This is a genomic window from Rhodothermus bifroesti, assembly GCF_017908595.1.
Taxonomy (GTDB): domain Bacteria; phylum Bacteroidota; class Rhodothermia; order Rhodothermales; family Rhodothermaceae; genus Rhodothermus; species Rhodothermus bifroesti.
Genome location: NZ_JAGKTL010000002.1, coordinates 498,468 through 511,419 on the forward strand (window position 1 = coordinate 498,468; position 12,952 = coordinate 511,419).

9 protein-coding genes are annotated in these 12,952 nt (G+C 56.4%); all 9 read right to left on the reverse strand.

Translation table 11 applies throughout. From position 1 onward, the window contains the following. Positions 1–9: 9 nt before the first annotated feature. Positions 10–852 carry an RnfABCDGE type electron transport complex subunit D gene (locus J8E65_RS05880; protein ID WP_210374666.1) on the reverse strand — a complete coding sequence of 281 codons (843 nt, stop codon included), beginning with the start codon at positions 850–852 and terminating at the stop codon, positions 10–12. Next, complete coding sequence (locus J8E65_RS05885) at positions 852–2,657, reverse strand: CRTAC1 family protein (protein ID WP_210374668.1); 1,806 nt, start codon at positions 2,655–2,657, stop codon at positions 852–854. The genes J8E65_RS05880 and J8E65_RS05885 overlap by 1 nt, the downstream gene beginning before the upstream one ends. A 91-nt stretch (positions 2,658–2,748) precedes the next feature. Then, the gene (locus tag J8E65_RS05890) at positions 2,749–3,993 is read right to left on the reverse strand and encodes an acyl-CoA dehydrogenase (RefSeq protein ID WP_210374669.1); all 1,245 of its coding nucleotides are present in this window, start codon (positions 3,991–3,993) and stop codon (positions 2,749–2,751) included. Positions 3,994–4,005: 12 nt separating this feature from the next. Next, a complete protein-coding gene (locus J8E65_RS05895; protein WP_210374671.1) occupies positions 4,006–4,299 on the reverse strand; it encodes a ferredoxin family protein in 294 nt (97 codons plus the stop codon). A gap of 3 nt (positions 4,300–4,302) precedes the next feature. Continuing rightward, a complete protein-coding gene (locus tag J8E65_RS05900; protein ID WP_210374673.1) occupies positions 4,303–5,631 on the reverse strand; it encodes an FAD-dependent oxidoreductase in 1,329 nt (442 codons plus the stop codon). Then, positions 5,631–6,608 carry an electron transfer flavoprotein subunit alpha/FixB family protein gene (locus tag J8E65_RS05905; RefSeq protein ID WP_210374675.1) on the reverse strand — a complete coding sequence of 326 codons (978 nt, stop codon included), beginning with the start codon at positions 6,606–6,608 and terminating at the stop codon, positions 5,631–5,633. The genes J8E65_RS05900 and J8E65_RS05905 overlap by 1 nt, the downstream gene beginning before the upstream one ends. 3 nt (positions 6,609–6,611) lie before the next feature. Next, the gene (locus J8E65_RS05910) at positions 6,612–7,379 is read right to left on the reverse strand and encodes an electron transfer flavoprotein subunit beta/FixA family protein (protein ID WP_210374677.1); all 768 of its coding nucleotides are present in this window, start codon (positions 7,377–7,379) and stop codon (positions 6,612–6,614) included. A 117-nt stretch (positions 7,380–7,496) separates the two neighbouring features. Then, a complete protein-coding gene (locus J8E65_RS05915; protein WP_210374679.1) occupies positions 7,497–10,913 on the reverse strand; it encodes a CRTAC1 family protein in 3,417 nt (1,138 codons plus the stop codon). A 65-nt stretch (positions 10,914–10,978) separates the two neighbouring features. After that, positions 10,979–12,949 carry an AMP-binding protein gene (locus J8E65_RS05920; protein WP_210374681.1) on the reverse strand — a complete coding sequence of 657 codons (1,971 nt, stop codon included), beginning with the start codon at positions 12,947–12,949 and terminating at the stop codon, positions 10,979–10,981. Positions 12,950–12,952 lie beyond the last annotated feature (3 nt).

A 12,952-nucleotide genomic window follows, 5' to 3' on the forward strand; every position in this document is an offset into this window, starting at 1 on the left:
TTAAAAGGTTTATGTTGTGGTTGCGGGCTGGGCTGCAACTGGCGCAAGCCGGTATTGCTGCATAAGCAATTCGATGAATAAAGCTATAGGGCCTACCATAAACAGAGCGTAAAACGGTGCATGTACGACATGCGCCAATCGTAAGACGGCTTCCACCAGGGCCACTAAAAAGGCAACTAGCATTTGGCCTGCACGAGATGAGACCGTCGTTTTAGGATCGGTAATCATAAAGAACACAAAAAGCTGATACATTGGCCCGGTCAGCGGCGCTAGCTCGGCCAAAAAGGCGTCTCCTGTAATCCAAGTGCGCACCCAGGCAAGTGCAATAAAGCTGATCACATAGGTGGCACAAATATGGAAGCGTTTTAGACGACCGATAATGATTGATCCGAGAATCCAGATAACCAGCATTGGCCAGAGATGATTGCCCCATTGAATGCTTAGATGGGCTACGGCTTCAGGAGCTAGAAACAGCAAGGCACAGATGCCAAAGTTGGACGGATTCCACAGGTGGCGGTTGCGAAAGCGGAGGGCATATTTAGAAGTGATCGAAAGCAAACTGCCCAGGGCAAAAGGCCAGTAGTATGGTGTACGCACCAGAATGCCTACGCTGATGCCAGTAATATAAGCACTGGCTAGGTGGGGCCAGCGCTTACGAAATAGCCTGCTTAGGCTTACTTCTGCAGCAACAGCGGTCCCAATAGCCAGCAGCGTCTGCCATAGGCTTTCCAAGATGCCAAAAGAGAAATGCCCTGTAAGTAAGATCAGGGTAATAAAAAGCGGGGCCGTCATGCGGCTGTCGTACCGCAGGCGGCTTTGTAAGCCAGAGAACTTTTGTACAAGTGCAGCCATTATACACCATCTAGCGCTTCATGTAAGCGATGTATGGTGCGCAGGGCAGGAGCCACCAGGGTTTGGGTGTGCCCAGAGGGCCAGCGTACCACAACGCTATCGACCTGGGTAGCCTGGCCTAAACCAAAATGAAGCCGGCGCATGTTTTGGGCAGCAAAGCCGCTACTGGCCATTACAGGTTGTCGTTGCTGCTGTCCATTCCAGTAAACCGTGACCACCGCTCCAAAGGCACTGCGGTTGCTGAGGCGTCCTTCCAACTCGAACGCAATCCAGGCTTGGTGTAGCGGGTCAGCCATATTACGATAGACGAGAACCGGGCCGTTCTGGTGCGCCACAACGACATCTAGCACGCCGCGATTCCACAAGTCCACTAAGGCTACACCGCGACCGTCGTATGTTTCGCGTACGCCCACCTCTTGGGCCACATCCCAAAAGCGTCCGCTTCCATCGTTGAGCCACACCCGCTTGGGCTGGTAGCCTGCTAGGCTACGTCCACGCATAGCGGGCCAGTTGCGTGCATCCTGGATAATGGCTTTATGTGCACCTACGATTTTAGAAAAGTCGTACCAGTAACTTTCGCTGGGGTGAGCAGAAATGTACCCGTTTGTCAAAAAAAGATCGAGATAGCCATCGTTGTTTAGGTCCCCAAACTGCGCACCGTAGCTCCAGCCGCCTTGTTCAATGTTGAGTGTACGGGCTAGGTTAACATACTGGGGGGTAGGGGTCGGAGTAGAGGTACGCGGTACCCAGCAGCTGTTTCCTTGGAGCAAAATGCCATCTTCAAAAATGTTGGAAATGTACAACGCCAGGCGGCCATCGTTAAAAATGTCGCCCACCGCAACACCCATCCCGCTTTTAGGGATAAAGCCGATTCCACTGGCTGCGCCAGCTGCCCGAAAGCCTGTGCCCTTATCGTTAAGGTACAGCTCGTCGACCCCGTAGTCGTTGGCAATGATCAAATCAGGGTATCCCGTTCCTTGAACATCTACAGCCGCTACGGCCAGCATCCAGCGGTGCGTATCTGGACCTAACAGGTATGAGACGTCTTCAAAGGTACCGTCACCTCGGTTACGTAGGAGGAACTTGCGGCCGCCATTTTGCGCATACTCGAAGCTTTCTGGCATAATGGCTGTGTGCGGCAGCTCCCAAAGGTTTAGCTGTTCTGGATAAAAACCCCCAAAGAAAAGATCAAGATACCCATCGTTGTCGAAGTCTAGCCAAGTGGCTGCTCCAATATTAGCCCAAGCAGGCAGGCCAGCTTCTTCGGTTACCCGTGTAAAAGTGCGTCCTTGTTCATTGCGGAACAGCTCCGGACGGCCCCACTTGTACAGGAAAAGGTCTTCGTAACCATCGTTGTTGTAGTCGCCCCAAACAGCACCTACCGAAACGCCGGTACCCGGACGGTTAACATCCGCTAGTCCTACCAGAGCTGCAACATCTTCAAAGCGACCGTTGCCTAAATTGCGGTAAAGGGCATTCTGGCTGCCCTCTCCGCTGTTGGTTAGGTAAAGGTCGTACCAGCCATCGCGATCAAAATCCACTACCGAGACCGAAGCCCCAATCGATGCAATCTGAGGCATGATGTGCGCTAAGCGGCGGTCAAAAGTAGGCACCGTATGGACGAAGTCGATCCCTATTGCTTTAGCCACCTCTTTGAAATAAAACCCGTAGCGTTGCCGAGCGGCCGTTGTATCGATCTCTATGGTTGAAGAAGACGATGATGTGCCATGCTTCAAAAGCAAGGTAGCTGCAATAAGACTTACCAGCAACGCCAAAGGCCCTATTCGCTGCAGCAACGACACCATACATGCAGTTCCCAAAACAACATGCAGTTTCCCAAACACGCCCCAAAGTACACTAACCAAAAAATGAAAATCAAGGCATTATTTTAACCCTTTAAGACTGCATAGAAGATGTCGGTTGGGGTTGTCGGAGGTCATTTCCACGGGGCACAAAAGCCTGAATACCGGTGATTTCTCGTCCCAGGATAAGCCCGTGAATGTCGTAGGTACCCTCGTAGGTATTGACGCTTTCAAGGTTGACCATGTGGTGAATCACCCGATAGTCGCCTACAATGCCATTGGCACCGTGCATGTCCCGCGCCATGCGCGCAATCTCCAAGGCTTTGGCAGCATTGTTGCGCTTGGCCAGGGAAATTTGGGCCGGTGTAATCTTGCCTTCGTCAGCCAGCTGGCCTAGGCGAAAGGCCAACAGTTGCATCTGGGTGATTTCGGTAAGCATATAGGCTAACTTGCTTTGGATAAGCTGCATCGCTGCCAGTGGATAGCCAAACTGCGTGCGTTCCAATACGTAGCGCCGCGCGCGCCGGTAACAGTCTTCAGCTGCTCCCACCGTCCCCCAGGCAATACCGTAGCGGGCGTTGCTGAGACAAGAGAAAGGACCTCGCAAGCCGCGAACGCCTGGAAGCACGTTGGCTTCGGGCACAAACACGTCTTCCATCACGATTTCTCCTGTTGACGAAGCGCGTAGCGACATTTTGTTTGGGGTTTCTGGCGTTGAAAGGCCAGACATGCCCCGCTCCAGAATAAAGCCCATAATTTCGCCCTCGTCGCCCGGGTGCGTTTTGGCGCGCGCCCAGACGACCGCAAGATCTGCAATGGGGGCATTCGTGATCCAGGCCTTGGTGCCATTGAGTATCCAGCCATTGCTTACGCGCCGGGCCGTTGTTTCCATGGAGCCCGGATCAGAGCCATGATTGGGCTCGGTCAGGCCAAAACAACCAATCAGCTCGCCAGCAGCTAGTTTAGGCAGAAATTTTCGCTTTTGTTCTTCCGTACCGTACTTCTCAATGGGAAACATCACCAGCGACGACTGCACCGACATGAATGAGCGATAGGCCGAATCCACACGTTCCAGCTCTCGGGCAATTAAGCCATAGGCGGTGTAGCTAGCGCCCCCACCACCGTACTGAGGGTCAATCGTTGCCCCTAGCAATCCTAGCGCGCCCATTTCTCGTGGAATCTCTCGGTGAAACACGCCCTGCTGGTTGCCTTCCAAAGCGCGGGGTTCCAGATGCGTTTGGGCGTATTCTCGCGCGGCTTCCATGATCAGCCGATCCTCTTCGCGCAGCATCGATTCGAAGAGGAAGGCATCATCTGGGTTAAAAGGGAATGTGCTCATCTTTTCCTAAGGTTAGCCGTAATTCCAATTCACGCCACGGCCCTGTGCGGGATCCGGAAAGTTCCACGTGACGGCACCTTGGTCACAGGCGTACAGGCACGTGCCGCACTCTATGCAGTCTTCAAACTGGAACTGTACTTGTCCTGCTTCATCGCGCACGTAGCAGTGGGCTGGGCACACGTAAGTTGTGGCCTTGTGTGGGCATACCGTGTTGCAAATGCTGGTATCGACCAAGATGTGCGGGTGGGCATCCCGACGGTCTTGGTTGCGATAGTTAACCTTTCCCAAGCGTTCGGCGATAGTCATGGCTTAGAGGGCTTTCCAAGCGCGATAGGCAAGTTTAAGCAGTTCTAGTGGAGAGCCGTGGCGTCTTGCGACGTCGCGTATGATCTGGCGCAGCTTGGGGGTTGGGCGGTTTTCTACCTGAAAAACAGCGCGACCCAGGTCGCACGCCAGGCGGGGCAGGCGCTCTCGCATCACCGGCTCATGGAGCAAACGGACAGCCGCCTGAAAGTTCCGCATGTTTTGCAGCACGTAGCTTTGCTCGAGGCGCTCTCGGTAGCGTTGCAATGTAGCAGCCGAAAAATCTCCTGCCGCGCGCGCTTCAAGGACTGTTTCAGCAGCAAGGATGCCTGAGTGCATGGCGAAGTCCATGCCTTGAATGGCTCTCCCGGTGTTGAGCAACAGATTGGCTGCTTCACCGACCACAAGCACGCCATCGGCATACACTTCGCGCGGCATGGCCCGCAGATCGCCTGTAGAGACGACATGTGCCGCATATTCGACCACCTCACCCCCGCGGATCATATCGGCAATTACGGGGTGGCTTTTGAAGCGGTCCAATAGCTCATAGGGGGTTTTATGCTGGCGTGCTAGATCGGCTATGCCGAGCACCAAACCAATAGACACCGTGTTGCGATTGGTATAGAGGAAGCCACCGCCCTCAACGCCTTCGGTAATCGCACCGAGGAACTCGTTGGCTAGTCCGCTGCGCCCAGAAAGCTGAAACCGATCTTCTAGGACCCTTTCGTCGAAGCGGAGCACTTCCTTGACACCTACAGCCATGTAGTGGGCCGGAACGTAGTCGGCCTGCAGACCAATTTGTCGGGTGAGCAGGTTATTGACGCCTTCGGCTAGAATGACGCAGTCGGCGTAAAAGCGCTCGCCACCAGCTTCGACGCCGATCACGCGGCCATCTTGCGTGAGCAGGCGCTCGACCAACACGTCAAAAACCAAAAGGGAGACGTCGGCACAAGCGCTTTGGTCGATGACCTCCTGCACTTTGCTGGCCAGCCAGCGGTCGAATACAGCGCGCAGCACAGTAACACCCATGTAGGGAGGCGATTCGTAGTGCGAGGACTTAAAGTCGAGCGAAAAGGCTGATTGCTCATCCAGAAAGGTCAGTCGCCGATGGTTAATAAAGCGCTCGAAGCCGGCCTCTGGGTCGTTCCAGTATGCAGGCACCAGTCGGGCTAGGTCGGTGCCCCAGAGCACGCCTCCCGAAACATTTTTCGCGCCGCTGTATGCCCCGCGCTCGATCAAAAGAAAGGGCACCTCGTGGCGCGCTAGCACCATAGCCGCGCTGAGGCCTGCGACGCCCCCGCCTACAATGATACAGCCAAAACGATCCGTTTCCATTAGGTTTTAAGGACGCGAATTTCCTCGATCAAAATAGGGAGGATCTGGTATAGATCGCCCACGATTCCATAAGTAGCGAGGTTGAAAATCGGGGCATTGGGATCTTTGTTGATTGCGACGATGATCTGGCTGCCTGCCATGCCGGCCACGTGCTGAATGGCACCCGAGATGCCTACAGCAATGTATAGGATGGGCGAGACGACTTTGCCAGTTTGGCCAATCTGGAGCGAAGCCGGGAAAAGTCCGCTTTCGATAGCTGCACGCGAAGCGCCTACGGCAGCGCCCAGCTCGCGTGCAAGCGCTTCAACGAGTTGCTTGCCGGCTTCGTCACGCACACCGCGTCCAGCTGCCACTACAATGGAAGCCTCTGAGAGGTCAAGCTGGCCTGTTGCTCCTGTGATCACCTCACGTAGCGTAGCGCGCAGTGCCGCGGCGTCGATTTCCAAAGGGATCTCAACCAGCTCAGGTTCTACGGACGTTTCGGCAGGCTGGGCTTGATAAGCCCCGGCACGAACCGAAACCAGCACCGGTTGGTCAGCTACAGTTACGTCGGCCAATGCGCGTGCAGCCATCACTGGACGCGTTGCTGTAAACGTTGAACCAAAGTCAAATGCTGAGACGTCGGGGACGGCGACAGCGCCCACGCGTGTAGCCAGGGCGCCGAGCACGTCTTTTACAGCTTCTGTTGAAGCAAACGCCATCAAAGCCGGCTTTGCCTGCTTAAACACTGCTTCTAGGGCCGCAATAACCGGCGCGTTTAGGTGCTGCTTGAAGAGGGGATGCCGGATGAGGTAAACCTGTTCGACACCGTAAGCTTTAAGCGCCTCGACCACAGAAGCTGCTTCTGGGTGCAGCACGCAAGCAGCCAGCCGGGCATGGTCTCGGTAAGCCAGACGGCGTAGATGCGTGAGCACTTCGAGTGTCGTTCGCGTTGGGCGCTCGTTTTGAACCGTAATGTGGCAGAGGTAGGTAAGCATGCTTTAAAGTACGCGGGCTTCTTCACGGAGCAAACGAAGGAGTTCTCTTGCGACGTTGGCTGGTTCACCTTCAAGCCGGCGACCTGGAGGCCGCGGCGGCAGTGGACGATAGCCGGTTACGTACACCCGAGGCGTGAGGTGATTGGTCGAAAGACCTAAATCGGCAAGCGTAAGCCGCTCGATAGGCTTGCGGCGCGCTTCCATGATGCCCCGAATCGATGGAATACGGGGGGTGTTCATGTCGTTGGAAATGGTCACCAGGCCGGGCAGCGTGAGTTCAATAATTTCTCGGCCAATGTCGCCTTGACGGGTAACTACGAGACGGCCGTTTTCATAAGCCAGGCCTACAGCATTGCTCACATAGGGCAATCCCAGCCGCTCAGCCAGCATGGGGCCAATGAGCCCGGCGTCGGTATCCTGGGACTGCTTACCGGTAAAGATGGCATCGTAGGCGCGGCGCTGAAAGAAGGCTGCAAGCACAGCAGCGGTTGCGTCAGCATCCCAGCCGGTTGGGTCGGCCTCGATGTGGTAGGCTGCTAGAGCCCCCATGGCCAAGGCTTTACGAAGGGTTTCAGAGACTTCAGGGGGGCCAATCGAGACCACCTCGACTTTCCCGCCGTGCTGTTCAATAAGCTGCAAGGCGCCCTCGACAGCCGAAGCGTCGTACGCGTTAGGCACATAACGTGCTACATCAAACCGCAAGTGGCCGTCTATAATGCGAAAAGGGGCCTGAATATCCGGTACCTGTTTAATGCAGACGCAAAGGTTCATAGACCGTGGTAGTAGATCCCGGAGACGTTAGTTTACAAAAGAGAATGTTTGATTTGGAAGCGCTTTTTAGATTCTTTGTGGAAGATATTTAACCCGAGGTTATGGCTAGCATGGCTTTTACCTAGGGGTGGGTTGTAGTACCAGTGCCTGGTCGAAGCGGTCTGGCGCAACGTAGCGTGTGTGGAAGCGGAGCCAGTCTTCGGGAAAGCGGCGGTAGACCGGGTCGTCCCATAAGCGAGCAATGGGGGTGTCGTAGCTTGGTTGACCATGATAGGGAAGGGGGTGTACCGTCCTGGAGAAGGTCGTGTTGTAGTCGCCGTCTTTGACCCAGCCGTCGCCAATGAGCACAAAGTCGCGCGACCAGCCTTGCGGTGGATCTGGTAAGGCCGGAAAATGGAAGACAAGCTCATCACCAGCGTTCATGATCACGTAGCGGTCGTCGATTTCGGCCAGCAACTCGCGCACGTCGCCCCAGCGTGTGTAGTAGCCTTCCAGGTCGCGCCAGCGTTGTGCTGTAGCAGCCAGGGAGTCGTAGATGGGAATTTCCGGCATCGAATGATCGGGTTGCACAGTAGCAGAGTAGCCCCGGTAGCGAAGCTCCGCACGTTGCGGGTGCAGGCGTTGCGTACGTAGCCGCGTGTTGGGGCGCGCTTCGGCCCAGCCGATCCAGTCCCAGTAGATTTCCAGGTTGGTGCGTAGCCGCACGCGGTAAGGTCCCTTTTCGGGAAGCAGGTTGGTAAGGTCTATCACAATGGTTTTGCCTCGACCGGCCGGAAAGCCCAGGTCTGGATAAGCTACGCGCCAGTCGCCTTGGCCGTCGGGGACTTCAAGCTGCAAGCCACGGGGTCGTGCATGGTTGCCTTGGCTGATAGCTACGTTGATTGAGCTGTCGGTTGGTCGAAGCCAACCATAGGCGATTAAATAGAGCGGTTTGTGGGTAGGCACCGCCTCCCCCAGATCCAGCTCGATGAAATGGGGTTCAGCAATGCCCTGATAGGCGCCGAGCCTAAACGTGTTAAAGTAGCGGCCGTCGCGCTGGGCCACAAGGGCAGTTACGTCTCGTCCTTGATGATCGATGGCTTGCGTGACGGGCGCTACGGGTCCTGTTACATAAAGTTGTAGCTGGCGTGGGGGAAAGGCGAAGCGTTCGTCTACCCAGATTTCTGTGTTCTCAGGGTGGTCGACTACCAGCAGCGACACGTGATCGAAGAAGTGTGTTTCCCAGAGTTCGGCCGTAATGCGTACGTCGTAGAGGCCATCCCGTGGGCGCAGCTGGTCGCCACGGATTTTGATCCAGTCTTCGGTTTGGGCGATGTCTCCCGTTTCTTGGGCATTAATACGCAAACCGAGTGGAGAGCCCCAAATAAAATCGGTGACAAAGGTCATTTGCTGGCCGTCGAATGTAAAGACCCAGGGGCAAGAGCCTTTTAGGCGTTGTGTGGCCTGGACGGTCTGGTTGGCGGCTAAGTTGAACTCGGCCTGCACGTTGCCGTTGGGCCAGACGATACGGGCCAGGGGTACGCGTTCGGCCAGGCCTAGCCCAAAGTGTACAACAGGTCTTCGGATGACCTGTTTTTGGTAAAGTAGGCCGGTACGGATTTCTATCGTACCGCCAATGCCGAAGGCATTGACGCGCTGGTCGCCTACAACGACGGCCTGTGGGTGGAGTTGCGTCCAGCCATAAGGTGCATCGCTTTGGTTGTGCAGGCTTGCAGGTGTGCCATCAGCCTGGCGAGCAACCAGGTCCAGGCGGCCGTCGTTGTCGAGGTCGGCTGCATCGAAGGCCTGCAGTGGCAACGTAAGGGGTTCCCTGCGCAGATGGCCTTGGGCATTGGTGAGCCAAATCCAGGTTTGGAAAGGTACTGAAGCAATGAGGTCTTGGGCGCCGTTGTTGTCCAGGTCGGCAGTGAAAAAGTGGGCTTGCCGACAGGCCTCTTCGGATAAGGCGGGGAGGCGTGCAGAGAGGGGTTGGGTTTGCCAGCTGCGGGTGTAGCGGTCAAAGGTGAGTTGTTGGAAGTTGCCATTAGGCTGCAGTAAGATGATGTCGAGCTGGCCGTTGTGATCCAGGTCAGCGATCGTAAGGGCGCAGGTGGTAAGCTGGGGTATCTGCGGTTCGGGCATAAAGAGGCCCTGGCGTTCGTTGCGCCAGAGGTGTAGGGTTCCCTGAAGGTCGAGCAGGACCAGTTCGGGGTCGCCATCGCCATCGAGGTCGGCCCAGGTGAGCTGGCGGGGCGGGGTGTTGAAGACGTGTTGGGTACGGAAGGTTTGATCCCCGTTATTGCTTATCAAAAAAACACCACTCTGATCGCCGACAAGCAGGTCCAGATCTCCATCCAAATCAAAGTCGACCACCCAGATTCCTGTAGGCGTAATTTTCCCAAGATTAAGGAGGGCCATTTCTGAAAAGCTGCCATCGGCTTCTTGGCGGTAGAGGCGCAAGCCCTGCCGGCCAAGAAGGGCCACGTCCATGCGAAAGTCATTGTTGTAGTCCAGCAAGGCAACGCTGTACAGGGGTAAGACGCTGCTTCGTGGTGGTTCTGGACGTTTTAGCGTTATGCCGTCGTCGAAGACCACGGCTTCTGGCCCTATGTGCAACACCGCGGGTGGTGTGTCGCTGCTTTTCCAGGTGACCAGGAGGGCCTCAACCGGAGCCGCAGTCATTGGCGCTGTGCGGAAGGTTAGGAGCGAGTCTGGAAGGGCAAAAGTGGCAGAAGGCGGCTTGAGCCGCAGCGGGTCTGTCAGTGGGGGGGTGAGCACTTCGGGTGGGGGTTGCAATTCAGCTAGATCTGCCCGAAAGGCAGGGTGCTGCAGTAGTGTGTTGCGCAAGAAGGTTACCTGGGGGCGCAGCCTGTTCCAATCTGCAGTTCGGATCTGGGTAAGCAGTTCGTGCCATACGGTTTGCGCTTCAGCGGGCCAGGTTGGTACGAGCGGTTGAAGCTGGTTGCTTACGTAGTGCAGTTCCTGAACATCTTGTGTGGCCACCGCGCGTCGCAGGCGCTCTAGCCAGAGGGCTTGGTTATCGGGGTGCTGCGTAGTGAGCTGGTTGAGCAAGGCATCGGCTGTGAGGGTATCGTTAGGGGAGGGGCGTTCTTCGAGCAGTTGAAAAAGCAGGTAGGCGGCTTCCAGGTCTGCTGGATCGTTTTGCAGCGCTTGCGTGATGTAGGAACGGGCCTGCTCGGGCTGCCCTTCCGCCAGTGATAGGCGGGCCAGCAGCAGCTGAATGCGGGCACTTTCGGGAGCTAAGCGTGCAGCCTCTTCCAGATAGCGACGGGCGGCAGGGAGGTCATTTCGGCGCAGGGCCAACAGTCCTAGGTTAGCCCAGGCAGCAGGCTCGCCTGGTGCCAGTTCGGTGGTGCGTTCCAGCAGCGTGCGTGCTCCCCGATCTTCGCCGGCTTGTAGCGCAGCCAGACCGGTATAAAAAGCCGTAATGGCTTCTTGGTAAGCTTCGGTGCCTGGCTCGGGCACCGAGGGTGCACGGCGGCAAGCCGCAATAAGCAAAAAAATACTAAAAAGACCGAGACCAAAACGTCGCATACCGGTACGCAGAGCCTTTGGTGCCATGCAAGTTAGTTGATCCGGCGGTGTTGGGCAAGGCACATTTAGTAAGCTTTTCGGATCGCCTCAAGTGCGCCCACATCTTCAAGGCTGCTTAGGTCGCCAGGGTCTAGTCCCAAGTAGACCGCTCGGATTACGCGGCGCATGACTTTGGCATTGCGCGTTTTGGGCAATGCAGCTGCAAAGCGCACCTCCCGAGGCTTCAGGGGTTTGCCCAGGGCAGCAGCTACCTGGTCGATCAGCTCTTGGCGCAGGGCCTCTGAAGGGGCATAGCCGGGCTGCAGCACCACAAACGCGACCACCTCTTCGCCTTTGACGTCGTGGGGTACCCCTATCGCAGCGCTTTCAGCCACGGCGGGGTGGGCATTGAGCACTGCTTCAACCTCGGCGGGTCCTAGCCGCTTGCCAGCCACTTTGATCGTGTCGTCCGAGCGTCCCAGAATGTACCAAAGGCCGTCGCTATCGATAGCGGCAAAGTCGCCATGCACCCAGAGGCCTTCGATGCGGCGCCAGTAGGTGTCGAGGTAACGCTCGCGATCACGCCAAAAGCCACGCGTCATGCCGATCCATGGCTTGCGGATTACCAGCTCACCGACAGCACCCCGCACGGGTCGACCTTGCTCATCCACCACATCAGCCGCCATGCCAGGTACCGGATCTGAAAATGCGCAGGGTTTAAGTGGCCGGAAGAAATTCCCGCACAGGATACCTCCAGAGATCTCTGTACCGCCTGAATAGTTGAGGATAGGCTTTTCGCCTCCGAGCACGTGTTCGAAGCACCAAAGCCACGATTCAGGATCCCAAGGACTTCCCGTGGATCCTACGGCGCGTAGGCTGGAGAGGTCGTGGCGGCGAAGGGGTTCTGGTCCATAAGGCCGAAGTGTCCGAATAAGGGTAGGGGAGATCCCCAGGTGCGTTACCTGATGGCGCTCGACAAGCGCCCAAAGCCGGTCGATGTCCGGATAGTCGGGCGCTCCGTCGTAAAGCACCATCGCAGCGCCAATGAGCAGCGTGCCAAAAACCAACCAAGGACCCATCATCCAGCCCATATCGGTTACCCAGTACATCGTTTCACCGGGCTTAAGGTCCATGCACTGGTACATGTCTTGGGCGGCTTTAATAGGAAAACCGCAGTGCGTATGGACAGCCCCTTTAGGCCGGCCCGTGGTGCCGCTTGTGTAAATGAGCATGAGCACGTCTTCGGCATCGGTGCGGACGGTTTCGGCTTCGGTCGGTTGGGACCAAACAAGCTCATGCCACCAGTGGTCGCGTCCAGGTTGCATAGGCACAGCGAGTGCTTCGGCTTCCAGACGGCGCAACACCACCACATGGGCGACACTTGGGCATCCGACCAGCGCTTCGTCGGCTGTAGGTTTGAGCAGAATGGGCTTGCCACGACGGTAAAACCCATCGGCCGTAAACAAAAACCGAGCCTCGGCATCGCAGATGCGGGTGCGCACGGCCTCGGCACCATAGCCGCTAAACAGCGGCAATGCGATACCCCCCAGCTTGATTGTGGCCAAAAAAGCGATCACAAGCTCAGGGGTCATGGGCATAAATAACGCGACCACGTCACCCTTGCGAAAACCCAGCTCCAGCAAGGCACGAGCGCAGCGGCAAACCTCGGCATGCAATCCAGCATAGGTAAGGATGCGCAGCGTGCCTTCTTCGCCTTCCCAGCGCAATGCTACGCGCTCAGCGGCTTCGCTGCTTTGCCATTTGTCAAGCAGGTTATGTACGATGTTCAGCTTGCCGCCCACGCACCAACGGGGGAAAGCTGGTCCTTCACTGAGGTCGACGATCTGATGGTACGGTGCATAAAAGCGAATATCGAGGTCTTCTAATACAGCCGGCCAGAACCACTCCGGGTCTTCAGACGCGCGCAAGAGCAAGGCATCTAAGGAGTCGATGCCATGACGCTCTATAAAACGCTGCAGATTGCTAGCCTTGATCCATTCTGGCCTAGGTTCCCAAACAATGGGTTGTTTAAATGGAAAAGCGCTTTCTGTATACATCGT

What these genes read in the sequence shown, in the direction of transcription:
- J8E65_RS05920 (WP_210374681.1), bottom strand. Translation starts at nt 12,949, where the DNA reads ATGTATACAGAAAGCGCTTTTCCATTTAAACAACCCATTGTTTGGGAA.
- J8E65_RS05900 (WP_210374673.1), bottom strand. Translation starts at nt 5,631, where the DNA reads ATGGAAACGGATCGTTTTGGCTGTATCATTGTAGGCGGGGGCGTCGCA.
- J8E65_RS05880 (WP_210374666.1), bottom strand. Translation starts at nt 852, where the DNA reads ATGGCTGCACTTGTACAAAAGTTCTCTGGCTTACAAAGCCGCCTGCGG.
- J8E65_RS05905 (WP_210374675.1), bottom strand. Translation starts at nt 6,608, where the DNA reads ATGCTTACCTACCTCTGCCACATTACGGTTCAAAACGAGCGCCCAACG.
- J8E65_RS05910 (WP_210374677.1), bottom strand. Translation starts at nt 7,379, where the DNA reads ATGAACCTTTGCGTCTGCATTAAACAGGTACCGGATATTCAGGCCCCT.
- J8E65_RS05890 (WP_210374669.1), bottom strand. Translation starts at nt 3,993, where the DNA reads ATGAGCACATTCCCTTTTAACCCAGATGATGCCTTCCTCTTCGAATCG.
- J8E65_RS05915 (WP_210374679.1), bottom strand. Translation starts at nt 10,913, where the DNA reads ATGCGACGTTTTGGTCTCGGTCTTTTTAGTATTTTTTTGCTTATTGCG.
- J8E65_RS05895 (WP_210374671.1), bottom strand. Translation starts at nt 4,299, where the DNA reads ATGACTATCGCCGAACGCTTGGGAAAGGTTAACTATCGCAACCAAGAC.
- J8E65_RS05885 (WP_210374668.1), bottom strand. Translation starts at nt 2,657, where the DNA reads ATGGTGTCGTTGCTGCAGCGAATAGGGCCTTTGGCGTTGCTGGTAAGT.